Below are 21993 nucleotides of genomic sequence, written 5' to 3'. Positions count from 1 at the left end.
ATTGATTCAACAATCGCTAATAATTTTTGCTTACCGCAACTTATTGAGCGGATACTACAAATGCATCATTGAAATGGCATGGGAAGACAGAACATCTTTTGATGCTATTGAGGCTCAGTTTGGGCTGCTGGAGAAACAGGTAATTGCCCTAATGAGACGCCAAATGAAAGAATCTAGTTTCAAGATGTGGCGAGAGCGAGTCACCAAACGCGATACAAAACATTTATCTAAGCGAGAGTTTATTGCCGGTCGGTTTAAATCGCACAATCAAAAAATCTAAGTAATCGGATGAGCTCCGGCGTAGCCCGCACTTCTCTACGAGACCCTTCTCTACGAGACGCTGCGCGTAGCTTGCTTCCACGAAGTGGTACGGCAAGCTACCTCGGCTGCGCTCGGCACAAGTCAGTAACCATCGTAGACATCGCTATGATGTAATGTGTTTAATCAAAATATCGCATAACCATCAGAGGCTAAAATACTTGAGAAGAAATAAGCCTGCGATCGCACTTCCAGTAATTGAGTGAAAACTACCAAATTCAGAAGCACAATGACGAAAGTTATCCTTTACATCGCAGCTAGTTTCGATGGGTACATTACTCGCAGTGATGGTGGAATTCATTGGCTATCAATCCTTGATATAGAAGGGGAAGACTACGGTTACACTGCTTTCTACGAATCGATTGATGCTATTGTGTTGGGCAGCAAGACGTATGAAATTGGACTTAGTTTTGATGAATGGCCATATCCAGAAAAAAAATCTTTCGTTTTCACCCAGCGTCATCTCAAATCTGACCGCGAAGACGTTGTGTTTGTTTCGGACACAGTGAAGCACGTCTTAGAAAATATAGAGGCTCAAGGCTTGGAAAACATCTGGCTAGTTGGTGGCGGAGCATTAATTAATTCGTTTCTTCAGCACAGCTTAATTGATGAATATATTATTTCAACTATTCCAATTATCTTAGGTGGTGGTATACGCCTTTTCCCACCGTCTAGCCCTGAAGAAAAATTGGAGCTGATTAACTCAAAACAATATCCTAGTGGTTTACTGCAATCACATTACAGGCGAAAAGTAAATGTTTAAAAATTGATAATTGTGTATCAAGTTTTCATGTATTTGAACCACATCTGTCGTAGGGGCACAGCATTGCTCATACGTGTCAACTTAACGTGAAAGCCATGTCTCGCAAGGAACTGAAGTTCCTTGCTAATAGCTCAAGTCATCTAAAGATGACTAAATATCTCTCCAAATCCTTAGTCTACTTCAGTAGACTTGAGCTATTAGCCTTGGAATTCATTCCCAGGCGGGTGACAAAGCTATGAGAGAGGCTGTTTCAAGCTTAAGTTGACACCAATGAGCAATGCTGTGCCCCTACCGCGTGGTCTATTTACCTGAAAAATAGCTGTAATTACGAATTAGCTAAAGAAGCTTCTGAACAGCGTTACTGAAGTCTTCGTAAGGAGAAACTCCCACAATGGTTTCAGCTAAAACACCATCTTTAAAAATTAAAACTGCTGGAATACTGCGAAGACCGAATTTTTTGAAAATCGGCTTGTTGCTGTCAACGTCTATCTTAACGACTTTAGCGCGACCTTTGTATTCCTGGGCGAGTTGCTCCATTAATGGACTGATCAAGCGACAGGGGCCACACCAAGTAGCAGTAAAGTCAACAACAACGACTTTCTCTTCACTTTCAGTTAAAACAGCATCAAATTCACTTTCTTGAACGTAAGTAACGATGTCAGTATCAGTGGACATTTTTTAATTCCTTAGTGCTAAACTAAAATTTCAGTAAAAAGCTAACTATACAAACTATACTCCCTTCTGCCTGTCATATTTACCTGTAACCGACATCGGGAAACCCCCAGAACTGACTTTTGATTAGCAGCCTGGATTTAGATCCCCGACTTCTTGAAGAAGTCGGGGATCTGGGCAGCAACTTTTGCTTAAGTAAGTACCATTCCACCGTCGCAACCTACCTAATCCCAACATTTCAGACCTTCAAGACGGAGAAGCCTTAATAGTCATTCTCTTGAGAGAACAGTTCTAACAACCCAATTGTGCCTACAAAAAAAGTATAAATAGCATACTTTATTGGCATCTTTTTTCTTGAGGTTGCATAAAAAGCTGCTATAATACTTTCGATAAAATGGCTCGTCATCGCCAAACGCTCAATCCAAAAAATTAGATTCAGGCTGCTTGGTAGATTACTATTAGTTATTACTGCATAAATATTCCACGATTCTAATCCAATTGCGCTTGTTATAAGTATTGTAGATAGAACTTTTACAAATGTAAAAATGTTTCTTGAATTAAACTTTAAGTTCATAACTGTTCACAAAAAAACGTTTAACATATCCACAAGACTCGGTGAAAATAGACCAAAATGGCATTGAGCGTCCGGTTCAATGCCTAAAAAACCCTAAAAAACAGAAACTAAGCTACTCAGACAAGAAGAAGCACCATAGCCGTAAACACAACGAGTAATCAAGATTAAATCACCAGATATTTAAAAAATCATAAAACTGTGGAATAATACATAGGTGGTAAATTTAATTGCACTCTAGAGATTAATAAAAAATGTAAAGCTATGATTGCTCAACATTACAATTCAACTCATGTTGAAAACAACTTGCTTAAACAAATCAAAATTAAAGAAAATCAGCTAAAAATTGCCCAAGAATCTAATATGCTCTATGTAGCAGAAGGATTACAGAATGAATTACTAAAGTTACAGGGCCAATTATTAGAGGTGCAAGACGTTGAAATTCAGGCGTTGATGAGTTTGCTAGACGATTAAAATTGTAAACTTATGTTGCAAAGTTTATTGAAAACACAAGAACTCTGCTGTTAGGAAACACAGTATAGTGATTGTGATGGTAGCGATCGCTTAATTATAAGCAGCACTTACGCAAACAATAGCCCAAACCGGGATTTTCTTCTTAGGGGCAATACCCTGCGGGAAGATAAAGCTACATGAATTGCCCCGGAGGGCGTGTCATTTTGCGTAAGTCCTAATAAGGTCTCATAGAAGAATGATGATTGTTAGTTAGATAAGATGTTAGGATTTTTGCTGGGTATGTGGTCTTTTTATCTGCGGTACTAAATCAATCTTAAGAACAGGTTTAATTGAGCGCAGTTGCCTTTGTCTAAGAATTTGAATTTCTCTCTCAATCGAATCTTTTCCTTGCCTAAAAAAGTCTTGAGAATTATATGGAACTAAGTCACGGGATAAATGTTGAGCTTGTGTTGAAGTCAAACTAGGTAATGATTGTTGAGCATTGGCAGAAGTCTGTAAAGCCAGGAAAATAGCTGTTGAAATCACCAAGGGTTTTATTTTTATACATCCGGTGAATATCAGGTTTAGCATGATTGATACATTTATTGCGTGAATGCTGCTTAAAACCATTTTGTGTTGGTCGGATTATAAACAAAGTACACTTATTCACTTGTTAATTACCTCCTACAAATGGGTGAATTAATCAGCTAAACACCTAGTACAGCACGGCGTAAATCCAGCTACCATCTCAATTAACTAGACATAAAGGTAGGCAAACTTCCGCGTCTCCTAGATGAACGGATAAAACTTGAGATAAGCGGTATAAATTAGTATGATAGAACATTGGCGGATCTCGTTGCGATCGCTAAGACAATAAAAGATGTTCACCCAACTAAGGTCTAATACGAATCTGATAGACTATCTTAAATTTGAAATTATAAAAGCTGGTAGCTCAGGCTGATAACTAATTATGAGTGAAGCCTTATTCTGTATCGAAAATCTGCAAGTTGCCTATCCTCGGCGGAGTGGAGAAGAAGCAAGCTGGGCGGTTGATGATGTATCTTTCACTTTGCAACCAGGTGAAAGAATGGGATTGGTGGGAGAATCGGGTTGTGGGAAGTCAACCATTGGACGGGCAGTAATGCGTTTACTACCAGCGTCTAGTCGTGTTGAGGGACGGGTGATATTTCAAGGACAATCGGTGTTTGACTTGATGCCTAAGCAGTTGCAGAAGTTTCGCGGAGAAGCGATCGCCTTAGTTTTTCAAGATCCGATGACACGCCTCGATCCATTGATGACGATTGGTAAGCATTGTATCGAAACCCTTCAGGCGCACTCACCAGAATTATCAACGCGTCAAGCCAAAGAAAAAGCACTTGCTACTTTGGCAAAGGTGAATATTCCCGCTAGTCGCTGGAATCAGTATCCTCATGAGTTTAGCGGTGGAATGCGGCAACGAGTTGCGATCGCCTTAGCTTTACTCCTCAACCCCAAGTTGATTGTTGCTGATGAACCCACCACCAGTTTAGATGTCACCGTCTCCGCGCAGATATTGCAAGAATTAACTCGCCTGTGTGGTGAAGAAAACATGGGATTGTTGCTGATTTCTCACGATTTAGCAATGGTGGCTGAGTATTGCGATCGCATTGGCGTTATGTACAACGGCAAGATAGTCGAAATGGGTTCTACAGAAACCGTATTTAGAAACCCTCAACATGAATACACGCGATCGCTTTTAAAAGCAGCTTTACACATTCAAGCAGTAAAAGATAATGGAGAATTGATAATTGTCAATGACGCAGAAAAGCAATTACCGATTATTAATCAGCAATCCCCAATTTTGAGTGTCACTGAACTCAAGCAATATTACACCATAGAACCTAATTTTATCGAACGACTGTTTAAGACACAAGCGCAGACAATTAAAGCCGTAGATGGTATTAACCTGGATCTTTATCCAGGAGAAATTCTCGGCTTAGTTGGGGAATCAGGTTGTGGTAAAAGTACGCTATCACGAACAATTTTGCAACTAATTCCTCCCACTAGTGGCAAAGTTGAGTTTTTAGGACAGGATTTAACTAAACTCTCGCGTCAAGAAATTCGCTCCTCACGGCGACAAATACAAATGGTTTTTCAAGATCCCCATGCTTGTCTTAATCCAGCGATGACAGTGGGAGAAAGTATCGCTGACCCTTTATTTATCCACAATCTTGCCAATGCTGCTAAGGCAAAAGAACAGGTTTTGTGGATGCTAGAAAAAGTTGGGTTAACACCGGCAGAAGTGTATTATGAGCGTTATCCATCAGATTTGTCTGGTGGACAACAGCAACGAGTTGCGATCGCTCGTGCTTTGATTACTCACCCTAAACTTCTCATTTGCGATGAACCCGTGAGTATGTTAGATGCTAGCGTGCAGTCGCAAGTACTGGATTTGATGTTGCAATTAAAGCAAGAGTTTGAGTTAACTTATCTGTTCATCACTCATGATCTTTGGTTAGCGAGATTTTTGTGCGATCGTATTGCCGTGATGAATGGCGGTAAAATTGTCGAACTCGGTTTAACAAAAACTATTTTTGCTAATCCTCAGCACCCATATACCAAAACTTTACTAGCTGCTGCTCCCTTACTATCACGCGCCTAACTCAATAAAATCAAGAGTTATGAGTTTAAAATTCCCAACTCCTGTACAGACCGCGATTAATCGCGTCTCTCTTCCCTTCCTTCAAGTAATTTAGTTGTTTCCCCACTCGAACCATATAACTCAACGAATCTTTTAAACAACAACGCACTCTCATGATTTGAAGTCCTATTTAAGTTGAATAAACGCTCTATCTTTTTCTCAGCCAAAGCACTTAGATAGGGCAAATCTTCAAAGAGTGTCAAACAAGAAGCAAAATGCAATATTATTTGTAATAATGGCTTTGGCCACTCTAGGTCACTATAAATATCTATAAATAGGTGATGCTCTGAGTCATTTAAGGGGAAAGCATAAAATATAACAAATATTCTTTTCTGATTGTAGACTGGAATACTCAGTTCAATAGTGTAGGGAGTATGTAAGATTAAATCCACTTCCACAGTCGGCTGTCGCCAAATTCTCAGAGGATTAGCTGGCGAATCTAATATTGTTTGAAATTTGATTATCCCACCGTTGTTTGTGGTCTGAAAGTGGCTAATATTCAGAATTTTAAGATTAGTAAGGCTAAACCGATGAACTGTTTCTAAATGTTTTAAGTTCAATAGATGGTAGATTTGGCAAATATAAGGAAACGGTAAAATATACTCCTGACTAATCATGTGGAGCTTTTTTAATTGAAGCTTGTTAGCTTGAGTACGATCAAGATATTCTTGATATTGGCTGGGGACTAAATCATTGCTATTGAAGCTTTCCTCCGGCTTGAGATATAGCCAACTCACAAAAAGGAAAGAGGCTGTAAATAACTGAGATATTTCTATAGCAGATAAATAACCATCAGCAAATGCAGCTATGCCTCTATCGGTTATTCCAAAAAGCCAAGATAGAATACCAAATTGCCAGATATTACTTTTGATTTGATCTATAAACAGTGCTATCTCAACATTTGAGACATGGCTAGCCTTATTTACACTTAATTTCTCATTCTTTTTCAAACAATTAATCAACATAAAACTTTAATATTACTTAAATAGTAGTAATCCATAGAGTTTAGATTTATGTTAAGTTTAAATACAAATATTTAGTTATAACCTCTATCTTTAGGTGTATATACAAGTTGTACTAATTCATATCCATTTAGAAAAAGTTCTCTTGAGTCAGACTAAATAATACAAGTCATTCTGAAATTACATATAACCCTATATCTATCAAGTATCCGAAAAATATAGGACTTACGCATAAGAGATTCCCCAACCCCCTTAAAAGGGGGCTTTTAAAATCCCCCCCTTTTTAAGGGGGGTTAGGGGGGATCGAAGTTTCAGGTTTTGAGTGCGTAAGTCCTGAAATAAATTATCTTGTCTGATGCCAAGCTATCTGGGGAGAATATGTCGAAACTCCAGTGAGGTTAAGCAATGGTTAATCAGACATACACAGCTGATGTCTTAGTTGTCGGTGGGGGAACCGGAGGGACTGCGGCTGCTATCCAAGCGGCGCGACGAGGAGCCAAAACGATTCTGGTGAGTGAATTTGCTTGGTTGGGGGGGATGCTGACTTCGGCAGGAGTATCTGTACCCGATGGCAACGAATTAGAAGCCTTTCAAACGGGATTATGGGGGGCGTTTTTGCAGGAATTGCGACAACGACAACCGGGAGGATTAGATAACAGCTGGGTAAGCTTTTTTAGTTACGATCCTCGGATTGGGGCAGAGATTTTTGCCGATTGGGTGCAGGAATTGCCAAATCTGCACTGGATTTCAGGGGAAGTGCCAATAGATGTTTACCGACAAGGTGATTCTATTACTGGTGTCCGCTTTGGTGATTTTGCTGTCACAGCCAAAATTATTCTCGATGGCACAGAATTAGGAGATTTATTGGCTTTAGCTGAGATACCTTACCGATGGGGCTGGGAATTGCAATCTGAGTGGGGAGAACCCAGCGCCCCAGTGACTTTTAACTCTTTAACCCAGAGATATCCTGTGCAAGCGCCCACTTCAGTAGTGATTATGCAAGACTTTGGTGAAGCCGTTGCTCCAGAAATTCCGCCCGCCCCTAATTATAATCCATCGCAGTTTACAGGTGCTTGGGATGGCTATGGAGCAGAAACATTTTTAAATTATGGACGCTTGCCTGGGGGTCTATTTATGATTAATTGGCCAATCTGTGGCAACGACTACGGCCAAGGAGTAGACCGACTGATAGAGTCAGAGCTATCCAGAGGTGAATTCATCCAAGAATCTCGCTGGCACAGCCAAAATTTTGCCCATTTTATCCAAAAACAGCTTGGTCGTCGCTATGGTTTAGCAAAAAAACTATTTCCTCACACTCCTACAGCTTTTGCACTGCATCCCTATTACCGCGAAAGCCGTCGCTTGGTGGGGCTAACTACTGTCCGAGAACAGGATATTTTGCCCGTTGCTGGAGGTAGAGTTGCATCTATATTTAATCATGCGAGTTTTTGCGTAGGCGTAGCCCGCCGCAGGCATCGCAAAGCGGCGACCACAGGAGAAGCGATCGCAGTTGGTAACTACGCCAATGATCATCATTATCCTGGTGTTCAATTCCCACTGCAACCTAAATCTATCCGTTGGGGAGGACGTTGGACTGGGACTCCCTTTACAATTCCCTACAGTTGTTTAATTCCAGCCACAACAGATGGTTTCTTAGTCTGTGAAAAGAATATTTCTGTCTCTCACATTGCCAATGGCGCGACCAGATTACAACCTGTGGTTATCGGCATTGGTCAAGCAGCAGGGATGGCAGCAGCGATGTGTGTTGAGTTAAACTGCCAACCGAGGGATTTATCTGTTAGGGCGCTGCAAACAGCTTTATTGTCAGATAATCGCTCAAAAGCGCTAATTATTCCTTTATTTAATCTTCCACCCAATCATTCGGATTGGCGGCACTGGCAACTGTATTACTTAGATAACCCACAAGCCTATCCAGTTAGTGGCGATTGCCCTTGCCCATCGGGGAATGAGTACCCTGACTCCAAGGCATTAATTCGGGAAAGTAACTGTTTCAAAGGCATTTTCTACCGCTTGTCGCAGCAAGAATACAGATTGACAGTCACAGCACCAGCCGCATATCAAGGTCAAAATTGGCAGCTTGTGACTTTGCGATCGCATATCGAGCAGCAATTACGCACTTATCCCCACGAACAATTAGTTACATTGTGGGGTCATCAGAATCACTTTGCTAATTGGTTATTAGTCGAACATTTAAACCAAGGGTAAGAAGAGTTTATTTTCAGTAAAACAGAATACTTTTTGATGAATTGTCCGGATATTAATCAAAAAGCTAAGTATCAGTGAAGTGAAGAGTTCCAAAATAGACATCTTCTATGCGTGCTGCCATTTCACTTTTAGTATCGAGTCTGGTGTTGGGCCCCTTAGCTTATAACTGCCAAACAATGGTCAATCACTTATCCTATGGGCTGCCTTCCACGCCTGCTTCGGAACAGTGGCTCTCGGCAGCATCTGAACAAAATCCAGATGATGCGCCACGTCATCGCGGTAGTGGGCGTAGAGAAGTAACGCAAAAATTCGGAAATATGTATGCTGTGGTTTAACTACCGTCGGGTAATGCCTCTTTTCCCAAAATAACCAAAGTACCAGAAAACCGGCTGTTGTGCTAACATCTTTTACACAGCTTTTCTGGCAGAGATACATACAGTTGACACCCGAAAATCTTCAGCGATCGCTTAGTATTTCAACTGCAAGCTTTGTATATATAGTTGGCGTCAATCCTGGCGATCAAAACGCAAATCAAATTAAGTGCCTTGATCAACAGCATCACCAACTCCTCAAAAGCTAGACAACTCTTGCTCATATTGCTGGGAAGCTTTGCGTCTCAATCCTCAACGGCTCTAGAAATAGATGTTACTTAAGCTCTCAGTTAATCGTAAAGCACATCTAATTCAGACATTTTGCTTGTTGAGGAAACAGTCTTCAGGCAACTTCACTTTATTTCCCAATAGGTTTTCTTCTTAGACATTCAGCAGATGGCTGCCGACAAAATAAATATTAAGAAGGATCTTAATTATTCTACACCTAAGGTCAGATGCAAAATTTTGCATCTGACCTTTTTAGATGAATTTTACTTAAAGCGTAAGTCCTATGTTGTTTTCTTGCGGTTAATTTCTGTTCCCTGGATGCCGTTCAGGAACATTGGCACAAACTTCTCCATAAACGCCTGTGGATCGCGCTGCCAAGCCTTTTGTGCAACCTGAATCCTAGTAAATTGCAACTCCGGCGCTAGCAAAGTCTGGGGTAAGCGTTCCATCAGGTATTGGGGACGTTGCCAAACCGGCATGGTATTTGCCACTTCCACCAGCTTGGCAACTCGCCGCAGTTCTGCACCCAAAGTAATATCCATTCCCGATTCAAACGCCGCTTGTTCAATTGCGGTATATTTTCGCTTGGCTTGCTCTACTTTTTGCCCATGTTCTGGACTCTTACGCACGAGTTCTCCTAGCCAACGATTACCCCACCGGACGTGTCCCACTTCCTCTGGGAGAATTTTTTCAATCGTTTCCCGAATTTTGATGTTTTCTGCTGTCTGCGGCGCTTGTTTGAGGGCGTGAATGTGAGCAGAGAAATACTCACAACCCCGCTTTTCTGTAATGTTAATTGCTGCTAAACCAGCAATTATACTGTCCTCTAGGTTGTCTTTTGGATCATAGGTGTCTTTGTCGAGCAGCCGATCAAATTCATCAATATAGGAAATTCCAGGAGGAGTTCCCACATTACTTCCCAGATCAATCAACAAATCAGTTAGCCACATGGCATGACGAGCTTCATCCGAGATGTGATGAGACAAATCCCGCACCAGTTCCGGTGGCTGTCCATTCAGTTGTTCAATTACCTCAGTCAGGTCTTTGCAACTGCGTTGTTCACTGTAGCGATAGCGGTTGAGGGTAATTAGATGGATTTCGCGATCGCATACTACCCGTTTCAATATCTCTCTGGCACCCAAAACATTCTGAAATTTACGTGGGTAGCTAACTGTCATAAATTATGTAAATTTTTGTAAATCTATATTTAATCTTAACTTAGTTTTTTGCAACTGCTGTATCTGTGTCGCGTCAATGAAAAAAGAGTAAAAGTTACAAAAATTAATCACTTGAGATTAAATCAAGTGTAAATAAATATAACGAATAAATGTTCAGTCTTGGGAAAGATATGTTTTTTAAGGTGAGACAAATCTGACACCAGATGATTTTAGTTATCAAAGGTGGATTGGGAGAGAATTTTCCAGCTTTGGCAGAAAAATAGCTGATATTGTCAGGAAAGGCAAATATAAACTTTTGTAAAAAGTATCTTATGTTACAGATTTTTTGCTACATTAGTAAATAGGAAAACAAAAAATTATATATTCCCAAAATAGAGAGGACTATCGTTATGTCTATCGCAGATAAATCTCGTGCGTTAATGGTGCGTGAACATCAGCAAGTCAAGAATCGTCAACAATCAATGCTGATGCGTGCTGCACAAGAACTTGGTCTTCCTGAAGAAGCATCTTACTACTGGAACCCCATTCAAGGGAAAGTAGATGCTAGCGCTCGGATGATTTATGGGTCTAGTCATGCTTCCATGAGCTAAGTTTCAAGAGTTTTAAGGTTGATTTTTGAGTGAATGTCTCAACTGACAACTGTGGAAAAAAAGCCACCCTATACTCTAGGGTGGCAAAACTTCTTACTTTTACAGGACTTACGCAAACAATAGGCGAAACTCTGATTTTCTTCTTAGGGACAATACCCTGCGGTCAGCTAAAGCTACATGAATTGCCCCTACTACAGTGTGTAGTTTTGTGTAAGTCTGATTTTAGTTAGATACGGTACTTAATTAAGCATCGTAGTAGAGGTAAAACTCGTAGGGATGAGGACGGAGCTGCAACTGCTTGACTTCGTTACTGAGTTTGTAATCAATCCAATTTCCGATAAAATCTTCCGTGAAAACGCCTGATTCTGTCAAGAAGGCGTGATCTTTTTCCAGTGCTTGCAACGCCAATTCTAAAGAACCTGGAGTTGAAGGAACCTTTGCAAGTTCTTCTGGAGAGAGTTCATAGATATTCTTATCTAAGGGTTCACCAGGATGGATTTTGTTCTTGATGCCATCGATACCAGCACAAAGCATTGCAGCAAATGCCAAGTAAGGGTTAGAAGTAGCATCTGGACAACGGAATTCTAAACGCTTGGCTTTGGGATTAGTGCCAGATAGAGGAATACGGATAGAAGCAGAACGGTTCCCTTGGGAGTAAGCCAAGTTTACTGGCGCTTCATAACCAGGGACTAGGCGCTTGTATGAGTTAGTACTGGGGTTGGTAATAGCCAACAGCGCTGGTGCGTGTTTGAGAAGACCACCAATGTAGTACAACGCCATTTCACTCAAACCAGCATACTTATCACCTGCAAACAGAGGTTTGCCGTCTTTCCAGATGGACTGGTGACAGTGCATTCCAGAACCGTTATCGCCAAAAATCGGTTTTGGCATGAAGGTAACGGTTTTGCCGTGTTTCTTGGCAACGTTCTTGATGACATATTTGTAAATCATCAACCAGTCAGCCGCTTCGATCAACTTCCCAAACTGGAAACCTAGTTCGCACTGACCACCAGTAGCAACTTCGTGGTGATGCTTTTCAATGGGTACACCTAATTGTGCCATCGTCAACAGCATTTCTGTACGAATATCTTGGAAAGAATCCGTCGGCGAAACTGGGAAGTAACCTTCTTTGAATCGTGGTTTGTAACCCAAGTTGGGTTTTTCATCTGTACCAGCTTTACCAGAATTCCAAGCACCTTCTTCGGAGTCTAAGAAGTAGTAGCCTTCGTTAGCGGTTTGAGCAAACCTAGCACTGTCAAAGATAAAGAACTCAGCTTCCGGGCCAAAGAAGGCTGTGTCACCAAGACCAGTGGAAACCAGGTAATCTATTGCTTTTTGGGCAATAACGCGTGGGCAACGGTTGTACCATTCGCCTGTGCGGGGTTCTTTGATGCTACAAATTATACTTAGTGTTGGGACTTCCATGAATGGGTCGATCCAAGCAGTGTTGGGGTCGAGTACCATCGTCATGTCCGATTCGTTGATCGCTTTCCAACCCCGGATGCTGGAACCGTCAAAAGGTACGCCATCAGTAAATGCAGTCTCATCAATTTGGTTTTGGTACAGTGTGAGGTGCTGCCAAGTCCCTACTGTATCGATGAATTTGAGATCAATCAGTTGAATTTTTTCATCTTGAATTCTCTTCAAGACTTCTTGTGGTGTTGTCATTGTTACTCCTTCTCTACCAATTTTCTAAAGTAATACCAGAATCTTCCAAAGCATCCTAACCCTGCTGATCTCAATCAAGCCGTGACACACCAGAAATATCTTAAATACTAGACATTGGTAGATTTTGTAGTCTACGTTACAGATATCTGGATTATCAAATTATATTAACCTTTCGGCGATCATCTGTACAAAACTGGAAAGTTCCTGACATCAGGGGTCAACTTTGGCATAAAATCCTTAAATAGTGGATAAATTGTTTTTGTGCCAAATCTATTTTAAATAGCACAAAAATTTACTGCTGCATTAGTGCAGCCAAATAAATATCAAACCATAAATAGCAAGGATTGGGAGAAAAAGGAATGCGCGATGCAGTAACAAGTTTAATTAAGAATTATGACCTAGCTGGTCAGTATTTTGACCGGAATGCGATCGATAGCCTCAAGTCTTACTTTGACAGTGGTACAGCAAGAGTACAAGCGGCGGCGGCGATAAATTCTAATGCAGCTGCACTTGTCAAGCAAGCTGGTTTAAAGTTATTTGAAGAACTGCCAGAATTGATTCGTCCTGGTGGAAATTCCTATACAACTCGTCGTTATGCGGCTTGTCTGCGGGATATGGACTACTACCTGCGCTACGCCACCTATGCGCTGGTTGCTGGGAACACAAATGTATTAGATGAGCGTGTGCTGCAAGGGCTGCGAGAAACTTACAATTCTCTAGGAGTGCCGATTGGCCCTACGGTTCGCGGTATCCAGATTCTCAAGGATCTGATTAAGGAACAAGTGACAGCCGCAGGTGTGGTTAATACTGCTTTTGTGGATGAGCCATTTGATCACATTACACGCGAGTTGAGCGAACAGGATATTTAGTCATTCAACAACAAGTATAAAATATAGCGATCGCACTTTGATTTTATGGGGCGATCGCTTTTTTATGAATCCTACCACCCATTGAAAAGGGTTTATCCAAGTTTTCGCCATTAAACCTATGTTTTTGGAGCTATTTTCGACTAATGCCTGCCAGAGATATCTACCACGCCGCAGTTATTAAAGCACTGACAGCAGATGGTTGGACAATAACCAATGATCCTTTATATCTCGCCTATGGAGGTAGAGAGCTTTACGTAGATATTGGAGCAGAAAGAGTTACTATTGCTGCTGAGAGAGGTAATGAAAAAATAGCTGTTGAAATCAAAAGTTTTCTCAGTCCTTCTCCAGTGAGTGATCTCCAGGAAGCCGTAGGACAGTATGAAATTTATCGCAGCGTGCTTAAAGAACTACAACCAAAACGCCAACTTTATTTAGCAGTTCCCAAGCGAGTTTACGAAGGTATATTTTCCGAACGCTTTGGTCAGCTAATTCTCAATAGCATAGGAATAAACCTAATTGTCTTTGACGAGCAACTAGAGAGGATTATCAGATGGATAAGCTAGCTCGGTATCGTGAAATTATTCGTCAGTTGATATTTGACTACGCTAGTCATAAGCCTGCTAACGGTCAAATAGAGACAGAAGCAGTCATTGACTCGGAACGAGACCATTACGAAGTGTTACACGTCGGTTGGGATGGAGTGCGGCGTGTACATGGTTCGGTGGTGCATATAGATATCATTAATGATAAAGTGTGGATTCAATATGATGGTACTTCCCAGCCAGTAGCAGAAGCATTATTGGAAGCCAGTATCCCGCGTGAAGATATTGTTTTGGGTTTCCATCCAGCCGAACTACGGCAATACACGGATTTTGCTGTATCTTAATTATCTTTATATAATCAAGCTTCAGAACCTCAAACATTAAAATATGGGGTTTTAAAGAGGGCGATTTTCTCGATGGAAACTCATTATCTGTGCCGATACTTGCCAACCACGCAGCCACCTGTTCATGTGGGATACCATCACCTGTTTCCCGGTATCGCTGCAATCGACGCATATCTTCTTCTCTGGTTGCGTCATCACTGATGAAAGTCAAATCTTGTTTCTGGAGTTGCTGCCAATCCTCGCTGCTGAGGTCGATTGAGGGTTGAAATTTAAACGCAAAGGGGAGGCAGCGCGTTGGGCGGGTTTCCCGACTTGAAGCGACTGCCGTCGCAGAGGGAAACGCGGAGGGACGCAGAGAATTTGCTATGAATTAATGAAATGTTGTACTAAGGAATGCGATCGCTCATAGATGAAACGCATTAGCTTATCTTATAGAGCCACAATAGAAGTTGCCGATATTTGAGGCGCTGATTATGGAAGAATTATTAAGTTTGAAAGACTTGCTTGTGAAAGGCGATGTTCAAGGGGCATTGATTATAGTTGAAGAATTAACAGAAATGAGCCGAAATGACATAATCAAGACGATTCGTAGCTATGCAGTGATTTTGCTGTTGCATCTGATTAAACAACAAGCTGAAAATCGCACGACTCGCTCTTGGGAAGTCTCAATTCGGAATTCGGTTCGGGAAATTCAGCGCGAAAATAAGCGGCGTAAAGCTGGAGCCTATTATCTCGTGCCAGAAGAATTGTTAGAAATTTTAGCAGAAGCTTATTTAAATGCCATTGATCAGGCAACGCTTGAAGTAGAAGAAGGTCGTTATGAGCTAGAAGAATTAGAAAAGCTGGTTAACCGCGAAGAAATTATCAATCGTGCTTTGGCTTTAATTTTACCAGGAGAGTCTAGTTAATTGGCTAAACAGCGACTCGATACATTATTAGTAGAGTTAAATTTATGTTCTTCTCGCGCCTTAGCACAACGGCTAATTCAGGCGGGGGAAGTGACTGTTAATCAGCAGCTAGTTGATAAAGCTGGTACAGAAGTTGATATTTCGGCTCAAATAAATATTAAGGTGCGATCGCCTTTTGTTTCTAGAGGCGGTGAAAAACTCTCCAAAGCTTTGTCAGTATTTGCCATTCCCGTAGCAGAGCGCATTTGTTTAGATGGTGGGATTTCTACTGGTGGTTTTACTGATTGTCTCTTGCAAGCTGGAGCCAAACAAGTTTACGGTATTGATGTCGGTTATGGGCAAGTTGACTGGCGGTTGCGAAATGATTCGCGGGTGATTTTGCGGGAACGCACCAATTTACGACAACTACGACCAGATGAGTTATATAGCGAGGATGACGCGATTCCTGATTTGGCAGTGGTCGATGTATCATTTATTTCTTTAACCAAGATTCTGCCTGCTTTGTGGCAATTAACTCAAGCTAATCGGGAAGCTGTGCTGTTAGTCAAGCCACAGTTTGAAGTCGGCAGATCGCGTGTGGGTAAAAAAGGGGTTGTGCGTGATCCAAATGACCAAGCTGATGCCATTTTCCAGGTGTTGCAAGCAGCCCAGGAATTAGGATGGAAATACAAAGGCTTAACTTGGTCGCCGATTACTGGCCCTGCTGGAAATATTGAATATCTTTTGTGGTTGGGAATGGAAAGTGAAACACCACCGCTTGATTTAGAGGCAATTAAGCAAATAACTTTAGAAGCAATAACTGATTTACGGAAGAGTTAAACGTTGGTTAAGGATATTTTACTTGGTGCGATCGCTTCGGCGTTTAGGTGCTGGGGTAGCTGGTTCATAAGCCTTCAGTCCCCCATCGCCGATAAAAATTTCTACTTGGAATGTGCTACTGGTTTTAGCGTAATATTCAGCTACAGTCTTAATTGTCGCATCTCCGATGGAAATCCTTCTAGATGCTAGAGTCAGCCATTCCATAGCCAACTGTTTTAATTGTTCTGAATTCCAAAGTTCACCCACTTGAGTTTCAAAAACTCCCCAAGGTATCAATCCATCCGCTACTTTCACTAAAATATCAGCGAAAGCTTGAGCAATTTCATATCGTCTAGACTTAGCTTGTGCAATGTGATTACCAGTTTCTATAATTGTTGCTAATGGTAGTATAAACTTTGCTTTTTGTCTTTCTTCTGCTTGAAAACGGGCTTTAACTCTTTTTTGATCCCATTTATCATTATCAGAGCCACAAGTCTCTTTACCAGGAACACCCAAGTAGACGCAGAGTATTGATGTGTCAATAATCAGAACCTTTCTCATATTTCACTTTACTTTTTATCAGAAAGGCTCTTTTCAATTGCTCCTTTAGTTGCTAATCTGCCCAAAGTTCCTGATGCTAGCAAAAGAGGAGGATTTTCAATATCTTCTAAAAGAGTAAGTTTGCTTTCTCCAGTTTCAGAATCGCGGTGTGCAACAACCACAAAAGGAACTATTTCTAGGCCTAAAGCATCAAGTAAAGCTGGGTTATGGGTAGTAAGTAAAATATCAATTTTTCTTTTTCTGCCAATCTCTCGTAGTATTTTAACTAGTAATTCTGCACGCGAGGGATGAAGACCATTATCTATTTCTTCAATTACCAGTTGACTACCTTCTGGTCTAGTGAGTAGTGCTGTAAGAATTGCTAGAAAACGGAGAGTTCCATCAGACATAGTTCTTGCATCAATCTCTGTAATATGACCTGGTTTCCATTCTTCTTGACAGTAAAGCATGGCATCAGTGCCAAATCTACCAACTTTTTCTGCCCATACTTTTTGAATATCACCTTCTGGTAAATCTTTGATGTATGTAGATAGCGTTGATTCCACCTCAACTTTATGGTCATAAGGTAATGTTGCTAGCACACCCGCAATATTAGATGCATCATTTTCAATAACGTCAGAAAGACGTGAGTAGTCTCGCATTTTAGAAGGTATGGGATTAAGCACTAAGGTATTTTCGAGGCTTGCAATAATATATCTTTTAGCTTTATTTTTTAAAATCAAATATTCATTAGCAATATCTTGATAATTGTCTTTTTTATCTAAAATTTCTTCTAGCAAATTGGGATTTGTTATAAATGCATTTCTGTCTGCGTGTACCATGTCTGGTATCAAATTTTCCCGACTGATATCTTTAATATCAGAATATAGATATCTCAAGCTACTAATGCTATTAAAATCAGAATTTTTGATAGTGTATCTTTTAACGTTATTATTTTCACTTCCATTTATTTTTTTGCATTCAATATATTCTTCAAGAACTTTGATTACAGGTAGTGTTTGAATTTTAATCACATACAAATAATCAATATTCTCTTCTTCACCATTAACTAATACCTTTAAGGTAAACTGAGTTTCATTTTGAAGTGCTGCCCACTCTATCCCACCTCGAATAGAAGTAAGTCTTTTATCTCCTGCTAAAGCTGCTTCAATATTTTCACCTCTAGCAATTCTTTGTAAAAATTCCAAAGCCTCAACTACATTAGACTTCCCACTCGCATTTGTACCAATCAGAACAGTTAACGGGTCAAGTGGAAGCTCAGCATAACGGAAACTTTTCCAATTTTCAAGAATGAGTTGTTTAAGCATGATCAACTCCAAAACTCTACCTACTTAAATTTAGCTCCTAATAGTGGCGATCGCACAAGGTTTTTCATCCTTCAAAATCTCAGTAAAAACAACAAAGCCAGCAGATAAAGTAAAAAATTGCCTAATTACTCTATCTAACTGGCTAAATTTCACTGCGCTTTTAGAGATTTAAGCTTCTGGCGGCAAATCTACACTGTAAAGAGTTTTCCCTACCAAATTACGTAGTGTTACCGTCATCACCTTTGTATTAGCATCAATCTTGACTCCTCCAAAGAATTGCAAACCTTCACTTGGGGGTCGATTTGCTTTTGTACCTGGAGGAAGACTTTGAAATATTAATTGTGGCCCAAAGGTATTATCCAATTCGTTTGGTCCAAATGTGCCAGAGTTAAGAGGCCCGGCGACAAACTCCCAAAAAGGCTTGAAGTCTCTGAACTGCGCTTTCGCGGGGTCGTAATAATGGGCTGCTGCGTAATGTACATCAGCAGTTAACCAAACAACATTCTTGATGTTCTTGTTTTTGATAAATCGTAGTAAATCGGCAAGTTCTAGTTCTCTTCCTAAAGTTGGGCCATTTCCGTTAGCCCAAGCTTCAAAGTCCGTAGTACCGTCTGTAACTATCAATCCCAAAGGCATATCACTAGCAATCACTTTCCATGTTGCTTTTGATGATAGCAATTGCTTTTTCAACCATTGCACTTGTTCTTTGCTCAAAAAATCTGTTTTTTGACTTGGTACGGGCTGATTATTGGGGCTATTTGGTCCCCGATAGGTGCGCTCATCCAGCATGAAAATGTCTAGTAATGGCCCATGCTTAAAGGAGCGATAAATTCTCGTTTTGTCTGGATTATCGGTTGTATATCCAATAGGCAGATATTCTAAAAACGCTTGTCTTGACCTTTCGGCTAACAAGTTAACATCCTTAACTGTATAACGGTCATCGTTGAGGATAATTTGCCCAGGATACCAGTTGTTCCTTGTTTCGTGGTCGTCCCACTGTGCCAATATGGGAACTTCAGCATTGAAACGCTTGATGTTTTCATCTAGCAAATTGTAAATATAGTTGCCACGAAATTCTGTGAGAGTCTCTGCTACTTTGGATTTTTCGGGTGTAGTGATGTTTTTCCAAATAGTGCCGTCGTCTAAAGTTACTTCTGCTGAAATCACGCCATCAGCATAAATATTATCGCCAGAATGGATGAAAAAGTCGGGATTAAGTTGACGCATAGTTTCATAAATTTTCATCCCACCGAAATCAGGATTAATCCCCCATCCCTGACCAGCAGTGTCTCCACCCCAAACAAAGAATACATCTCGCCCAGATTTGGAGGGAGTTCGGAAAGTGCCATGAACAGGAACGCTGTAGATGCCTTGATAATCTAAATCTTGGAAGATTACCCGATAAAATAATTTTTGGTCTGGTGGTAAATTCCTCAGATAAAGTCGGGCTGTAAAGTCGCTATTTTTTAAAGCATTAGGCCCCACAACTCGCTGCACATTTTTAAAAGATTCGCTGGTAGAATATTCTACGATCATTTTGGCAGGGCGATCGCTCCGACTCCAAATGACAATGCTATCGTTGCAGATATCTCCGCTAGCTACACCATAAGGTATACCAGGACGCATTTTATCAGAGGTGATAATTCCAGCTGCTTGAGCAAAAACTTGTGATTTTGCTCCAAGATTTGTGGCAATAATCCCACCTGCGGTGATAGTTGAACGCAGCAAAAACTGGCGGCGGTTTAGCTTCAATGAGTGATTAGATTCCATGCTAAATAATGGCAAGCTTAAGAAGTATTACAGGATAAGTATTTAGCACATTCTGTTATTACAATAAGTAAAAGTTAGATTATCTAATGGTTAAAAAACCGTTAAAATATTGGAGTTGCTAAAATACTTTATATTCTCACATCTACACTGTGAATTTTGGGTAGCAATCTGGGAAAGATAAGTATGTAACGATTGATGAATTTTTAAATTATCGAGATGGATATTCAGGATGTTACCAGAAATTCATTCTTTCCTTACGAAATTTTTCCCGTCTTGATGAATCTGACAAAAAATTAGTTGATATCCATGAAGGTATTGATAGTACTTTGGTAATTTTACAAAGTCGTCTTCAAAATCACCAAATCGGTGAAAGCATAAACATAATTAAGGAATACGGTGAACTTCCTCAAGTTGAGTGCTACGCTGGGTTACTCAATCAGGTATTTATGAATATTTTGGGGAATGCTATTGATACGATACAAGAGTCATTAGTGAGCCAGCACGGTCTTCTCCCAAAGGGAGACGCTAAAAGCGATAGCGCAGCGTTAGCGAGTCATCGAGCGTCTGGGGGTTTCCCCCATGATGTGACTGGCGTTCGCCTTGGCGTGCCGGAGGCATCACCCGTAAGGGTCATTAGTCATCCGTCATGGGTAAGGGATAAAGCAAAAATTTGCATTCATACTGAACTCACTGATGACAAGCAAGTAATTATTCGCATTTCCGATAAGGGCCAGGAATTCCAGAGAGTGTCCAAAAGCAATTGTTTGATCCATTTTTTACCACTAAACCCGTTGGTAAAGGAACTGGATTAGGTCTATCTATCAGCTATCAAATTGTTGTGGAAAAACACAGTGGTCAACTGCAATGCATAGCAACCGTTGGCAAAGGGACTGAGTTTATTATTAAAATTCCACTGCAACTTAATTCTTAACAAGTTCCGAAAAACCAGCAATAAGCGTTTTCCTTCACTTACATATTGAACTTTAACTATAAGTTCCTGCTTTCTCACTAATGACCGTAACAGGTTCTGACTCGATATCATCTAGCTTCTTAAACTCTCCAGCCCGCCAGCTATCTGTTATGTCCTTGATAAAACTGGCAATAGGGATCGCAATTAACAAACCCAGCACTCCTCCCAACTTTGCCCCTAACAGCAAAGATATCACTACCCAAACGGGATTTAGACCAGTCAAATTACCAAGAATTCGAGGTGCAACAAAATTAGAATTAACTTGGTCGATTGCAACAGCTACACCTAAGACTTCAACTCCTAACCAAAAGTTTTGCAATGCTACCAACAAACTTACTATAGCTATACCTACCCCCGTACCAAAGGGGAAGAGAGAAAACAAACCAATACCGATGCCAAAAAGTAGAGCCAACGGAACTTGCAGCGCCAAAAACGCCAATGTAATTGTCACCCCTAACACAGCTCCCAATGTTGCTTGGCCGATGAAGTAATTGTGGAAATCCTCTCGCAGTAATTCCCGTACTTTTGATCCAATGTTAAGGGGAAACCACAGAAAAATTCCGTCCCAAAGACGTTCGCCGTTTAATATTAAATAAATCGTCAGTACTACCGTCAGCAGCACGTTGAGGACAATACCAATGGTATCAACAGCAAAACCAAGAATTCTACCAGTGAAAGACTGAAGTTGGTTAGATAATCGTTCTAGAACTTGGGTAAATAAACCACTTAAATTAATCGGAAGCTGTTGTTGACTTAACGCCCAATCCTGGAAAGCTTGCAGCTGCACAGTACCAGAATCAATCCAACTGGGCAAAATATTAGCTAGCTCTACGAGCTGTTGGATAATCAGGGGAACCAAGGTGATGCCTAAAGCTCCTAAAACCACCACAGTCAAAAGCAACACTCCTCCGATAGCTAGGTTGTGTTTTACTCCTTGTTCCTGGAGAAACTGGATTGGATAGTTTAAGACAAAAGCCAGTAAGATGGCGGCGGCAATAATATTCACCAACGGTTGAAAATACTGTACAACTTGGAGCAATAGCCAGCCGTTGAGAATGGCAATGGGAAATGCCAATCCTATAGTTAACCATCGCGGCAGTTTGTTTACTGATTGCATTAGTGGTGACTCCACAAGAGTTATAAAGTTTTGTAGTCAGGACTTCAGCCCGGAAAATAGGGATAAACTCCTAAGAAACACATTCCATAGCGTTGGAAATAGGGATGAGTTCTAAGCCAAAAGCTTG

General features: G+C 40.8%; 22 protein-coding genes and 2 pseudogenes. 15 read left to right on the top strand and 9 right to left on the bottom strand.

All coding sequences use genetic code 11. The features are described 5' to 3' along the window. The first annotated feature begins 73 nt into the window (after positions 1 to 73). Together HWQ38_RS04325 and HWQ38_RS04320 are read left to right on the top strand one after the other, a co-directional pair. The gene (locus HWQ38_RS04325) at positions 74 to 280 is read left to right on the top strand and encodes a TIGR03643 family protein (protein ID WP_292790295.1); all 207 of its coding nucleotides are present in this window, start codon (positions 74 to 76) and stop codon (positions 278 to 280) included. Between the two features lie 267 nt (positions 281 to 547). Then, a complete protein-coding gene (locus tag HWQ38_RS04320) occupies positions 548 to 1081 on the top strand; it encodes a dihydrofolate reductase family protein (RefSeq protein WP_292790294.1) in 534 nt (177 codons plus the stop codon). A 336-nt stretch (positions 1082 to 1417) separates the two neighbouring features. Here the strand turns inward: HWQ38_RS04320 and trxA are convergent, their stop codons facing one another. Then, the gene (gene trxA, locus HWQ38_RS04315; RefSeq protein WP_292790293.1) at positions 1418 to 1756 is read right to left on the bottom strand and encodes a thioredoxin; all 339 of its coding nucleotides are present in this window, start codon (positions 1754 to 1756) and stop codon (positions 1418 to 1420) included. Between the two features lie 832 nt (positions 1757 to 2588). Between trxA and HWQ38_RS04305 the strand changes: the two genes are divergently transcribed. Then, on the top strand, positions 2589 to 2798 hold the full coding sequence (locus HWQ38_RS04305) for a hypothetical protein (RefSeq protein ID WP_292790291.1): 210 nt from the start codon (positions 2589 to 2591) through the stop codon (positions 2796 to 2798). A gap of 261 nt (positions 2799 to 3059) precedes the next feature. On the opposite strand, the gene HWQ38_RS04300 is transcribed toward HWQ38_RS04305, so the two are convergent. Continuing rightward, positions 3060 to 3368 (bottom strand): hypothetical protein, encoded by a 309-nt coding sequence (locus HWQ38_RS04300; RefSeq protein WP_292790290.1) that lies wholly within the window; start codon positions 3366 to 3368, stop codon positions 3060 to 3062. Positions 3369 to 3747: 379 nt separating this feature from the next. On the opposite strand from HWQ38_RS04300, the gene HWQ38_RS04295 reads away from it, so the two are divergent. Next, positions 3748 to 5418 (top strand): ABC transporter ATP-binding protein, encoded by a 1671-nt coding sequence (locus tag HWQ38_RS04295; RefSeq protein ID WP_292790289.1) that lies wholly within the window; start codon positions 3748 to 3750, stop codon positions 5416 to 5418. Positions 5419 to 5474: 56 nt separating this feature from the next. On the opposite strand, the gene HWQ38_RS04290 is transcribed toward HWQ38_RS04295, so the two are convergent. Then, positions 5475 to 6422 (bottom strand): hypothetical protein, encoded by a 948-nt coding sequence (locus HWQ38_RS04290; protein WP_292790288.1) that lies wholly within the window; start codon positions 6420 to 6422, stop codon positions 5475 to 5477. A 402-nt stretch (positions 6423 to 6824) separates the two neighbouring features. Here HWQ38_RS04290 and HWQ38_RS04285 point away from each other — a divergent pair, with 402 nt between their 5' ends. The 3 genes from HWQ38_RS04285 to HWQ38_RS04275 all read left to right on the top strand — a co-directional run bounded on the left by HWQ38_RS04285 (position 6825) and on the right by HWQ38_RS04275 (position 9225). Further along, entirely contained in the window at positions 6825 to 8645 is a 1821-nt protein-coding gene (locus tag HWQ38_RS04285) for an FAD-dependent oxidoreductase (RefSeq protein ID WP_292790287.1), read from the top strand. Between the two features lie 107 nt (positions 8646 to 8752). Then, positions 8753 to 8980: a hypothetical protein gene (locus HWQ38_RS04280; protein WP_292790286.1), complete on the top strand. Its 228-nt coding sequence runs from the start codon at positions 8753 to 8755 to the stop codon at positions 8978 to 8980. 59 nt (positions 8981 to 9039) lie between these two features. Beyond that, on the top strand, positions 9040 to 9225 hold the full coding sequence (locus HWQ38_RS04275) for a hypothetical protein (protein WP_292790285.1): 186 nt from the start codon (positions 9040 to 9042) through the stop codon (positions 9223 to 9225). 300 nt (positions 9226 to 9525) lie between these two features. Here the strand turns inward: HWQ38_RS04275 and HWQ38_RS04270 are convergent, their stop codons facing one another. After that, the gene (locus HWQ38_RS04270) at positions 9526 to 10422 is read right to left on the bottom strand and encodes a ferritin-like domain-containing protein (protein ID WP_292790283.1); all 897 of its coding nucleotides are present in this window, start codon (positions 10420 to 10422) and stop codon (positions 9526 to 9528) included. A 389-nt stretch (positions 10423 to 10811) separates the two neighbouring features. Between HWQ38_RS04270 and HWQ38_RS04265 the strand changes: the two genes are divergently transcribed. Continuing rightward, a complete protein-coding gene (locus HWQ38_RS04265; protein ID WP_292790281.1) occupies positions 10812 to 11012 on the top strand; it encodes a hypothetical protein in 201 nt (66 codons plus the stop codon). Between the two features lie 243 nt (positions 11013 to 11255). On the opposite strand, the gene glnA is transcribed toward HWQ38_RS04265, so the two are convergent. Further along, positions 11256 to 12680 (bottom strand): type I glutamate--ammonia ligase, encoded by a 1425-nt coding sequence (gene glnA, locus HWQ38_RS04260; RefSeq protein WP_292790280.1) that lies wholly within the window; start codon positions 12678 to 12680, stop codon positions 11256 to 11258. A gap of 359 nt (positions 12681 to 13039) precedes the next feature. Between glnA and apcB the strand changes: the two genes are divergently transcribed. The 5 genes from apcB (at position 13040) to HWQ38_RS04235 (ending at position 16162) form a co-directional block, all read left to right on the top strand. After that, positions 13040 to 13549: an allophycocyanin subunit beta gene (apcB, locus tag HWQ38_RS04255; RefSeq protein ID WP_292790278.1), complete on the top strand. Its 510-nt coding sequence runs from the start codon at positions 13040 to 13042 to the stop codon at positions 13547 to 13549. A gap of 143 nt (positions 13550 to 13692) precedes the next feature. Beyond that, on the top strand, positions 13693 to 14112 hold the full coding sequence (locus HWQ38_RS04250) for an element excision factor XisH family protein (protein WP_292790277.1): 420 nt from the start codon (positions 13693 to 13695) through the stop codon (positions 14110 to 14112). Further along, positions 14100 to 14435, top strand: a complete 336-nt coding sequence (locus HWQ38_RS04245) for a XisI protein (RefSeq protein ID WP_292790275.1) — start codon at positions 14100 to 14102, stop codon at positions 14433 to 14435. Before HWQ38_RS04250 ends, HWQ38_RS04245 begins: the two co-directional genes overlap by 13 nt. Positions 14436 to 14908: 473 nt before the next feature. Continuing rightward, the gene (locus HWQ38_RS04240) at positions 14909 to 15343 is read left to right on the top strand and encodes a DUF29 family protein (protein ID WP_292790274.1); all 435 of its coding nucleotides are present in this window, start codon (positions 14909 to 14911) and stop codon (positions 15341 to 15343) included. Then, positions 15344 to 16162, top strand: a complete 819-nt coding sequence (locus HWQ38_RS04235; RefSeq protein ID WP_292790273.1) for a TlyA family RNA methyltransferase — start codon at positions 15344 to 15346, stop codon at positions 16160 to 16162. Between the two features lie 18 nt (positions 16163 to 16180). On the opposite strand, the gene HWQ38_RS04230 is transcribed toward HWQ38_RS04235, so the two are convergent. The 3 genes from HWQ38_RS04230 to HWQ38_RS04220 all read right to left on the bottom strand — a co-directional run bounded on the left by HWQ38_RS04230 (position 16181) and on the right by HWQ38_RS04220 (position 19779). Further along, on the bottom strand, positions 16181 to 16702 hold the full coding sequence (locus HWQ38_RS04230; protein ID WP_292790272.1) for a hypothetical protein: 522 nt from the start codon (positions 16700 to 16702) through the stop codon (positions 16181 to 16183). A gap of 8 nt (positions 16703 to 16710) precedes the next feature. After that, positions 16711 to 18009: an AAA family ATPase gene (locus tag HWQ38_RS04225; RefSeq protein ID WP_292790271.1), complete on the bottom strand. Its 1299-nt coding sequence runs from the start codon at positions 18007 to 18009 to the stop codon at positions 16711 to 16713. Between the two features lie 168 nt (positions 18010 to 18177). Beyond that, a complete protein-coding gene (locus tag HWQ38_RS04220) occupies positions 18178 to 19779 on the bottom strand; it encodes an alkaline phosphatase D family protein (RefSeq protein WP_292790270.1) in 1602 nt (533 codons plus the stop codon). Between the two features lie 236 nt (positions 19780 to 20015). On the opposite strand from HWQ38_RS04220, the pseudogene HWQ38_RS04215 reads away from it, so the two are divergent. Next, positions 20016 to 20273, top strand: a pseudogene (locus HWQ38_RS04215) (ATPase); the annotation flags it as partial. Positions 20274 to 20444: 171 nt separating this feature from the next. Next, positions 20445 to 20710, top strand: a pseudogene (locus HWQ38_RS04210) (ATP-binding protein); the annotation flags it as partial. A gap of 52 nt (positions 20711 to 20762) precedes the next feature. Here the strand turns inward: HWQ38_RS04210 and HWQ38_RS04205 are convergent. After that, a complete protein-coding gene (locus HWQ38_RS04205; protein ID WP_292790268.1) occupies positions 20763 to 21866 on the bottom strand; it encodes an AI-2E family transporter in 1104 nt (367 codons plus the stop codon). Positions 21867 to 21993 lie beyond the last annotated feature (127 nt).

It is taken from the genome of Nostoc sp. NMS7 (assembly GCF_017115085.1).
Taxonomy (GTDB): domain Bacteria; phylum Cyanobacteriota; class Cyanobacteriia; order Cyanobacteriales; family Nostocaceae; genus Nostoc.
The sequence above is the reverse complement of the archived record's forward strand: the minus strand, read 5'-3'. Positions and strand labels throughout refer to the sequence as shown.

What these genes read in the sequence shown, in the direction of transcription:
- HWQ38_RS04320 (WP_292790294.1), top strand. Translation starts at nt 548, where the DNA reads ATGACGAAAGTTATCCTTTACATCGCAGCTAGTTTCGATGGGTACATT.
- HWQ38_RS04325 (WP_292790295.1), top strand. Translation starts at nt 74, where the DNA reads ATGGCATGGGAAGACAGAACATCTTTTGATGCTATTGAGGCTCAGTTT.
- apcB (WP_292790278.1), top strand. Translation starts at nt 13,040, where the DNA reads ATGCGCGATGCAGTAACAAGTTTAATTAAGAATTATGACCTAGCTGGT.
- HWQ38_RS04250 (WP_292790277.1), top strand. Translation starts at nt 13,693, where the DNA reads ATGCCTGCCAGAGATATCTACCACGCCGCAGTTATTAAAGCACTGACA.
- HWQ38_RS04290 (WP_292790288.1), bottom strand. Translation starts at nt 6,422, where the DNA reads ATGTTGATTAATTGTTTGAAAAAGAATGAGAAATTAAGTGTAAATAAG.
- HWQ38_RS04230 (WP_292790272.1), bottom strand. Translation starts at nt 16,702, where the DNA reads ATGAGAAAGGTTCTGATTATTGACACATCAATACTCTGCGTCTACTTG.
- glnA (WP_292790280.1), bottom strand. Translation starts at nt 12,680, where the DNA reads ATGACAACACCACAAGAAGTCTTGAAGAGAATTCAAGATGAAAAAATT.
- HWQ38_RS04270 (WP_292790283.1), bottom strand. Translation starts at nt 10,422, where the DNA reads ATGACAGTTAGCTACCCACGTAAATTTCAGAATGTTTTGGGTGCCAGA.
- HWQ38_RS04300 (WP_292790290.1), bottom strand. Translation starts at nt 3,368, where the DNA reads ATGCTAAACCTGATATTCACCGGATGTATAAAAATAAAACCCTTGGTG.
- HWQ38_RS04265 (WP_292790281.1), top strand. Translation starts at nt 10,812, where the DNA reads ATGTCTATCGCAGATAAATCTCGTGCGTTAATGGTGCGTGAACATCAG.
- HWQ38_RS04205 (WP_292790268.1), bottom strand. Translation starts at nt 21,866, where the DNA reads ATGCAATCAGTAAACAAACTGCCGCGATGGTTAACTATAGGATTGGCA.
- HWQ38_RS04225 (WP_292790271.1), bottom strand. Translation starts at nt 18,009, where the DNA reads ATGCTTAAACAACTCATTCTTGAAAATTGGAAAAGTTTCCGTTATGCT.
- HWQ38_RS04220 (WP_292790270.1), bottom strand. Translation starts at nt 19,779, where the DNA reads ATGGAATCTAATCACTCATTGAAGCTAAACCGCCGCCAGTTTTTGCTG.
- HWQ38_RS04245 (WP_292790275.1), top strand. Translation starts at nt 14,100, where the DNA reads ATGGATAAGCTAGCTCGGTATCGTGAAATTATTCGTCAGTTGATATTT.
- HWQ38_RS04305 (WP_292790291.1), top strand. Translation starts at nt 2,589, where the DNA reads ATGATTGCTCAACATTACAATTCAACTCATGTTGAAAACAACTTGCTT.
- HWQ38_RS04240 (WP_292790274.1), top strand. Translation starts at nt 14,909, where the DNA reads ATGGAAGAATTATTAAGTTTGAAAGACTTGCTTGTGAAAGGCGATGTT.
- HWQ38_RS04295 (WP_292790289.1), top strand. Translation starts at nt 3,748, where the DNA reads ATGAGTGAAGCCTTATTCTGTATCGAAAATCTGCAAGTTGCCTATCCT.
- HWQ38_RS04280 (WP_292790286.1), top strand. Translation starts at nt 8,753, where the DNA reads ATGCGTGCTGCCATTTCACTTTTAGTATCGAGTCTGGTGTTGGGCCCC.
- trxA (WP_292790293.1), bottom strand. Translation starts at nt 1,756, where the DNA reads ATGTCCACTGATACTGACATCGTTACTTACGTTCAAGAAAGTGAATTT.
- HWQ38_RS04285 (WP_292790287.1), top strand. Translation starts at nt 6,825, where the DNA reads ATGGTTAATCAGACATACACAGCTGATGTCTTAGTTGTCGGTGGGGGA.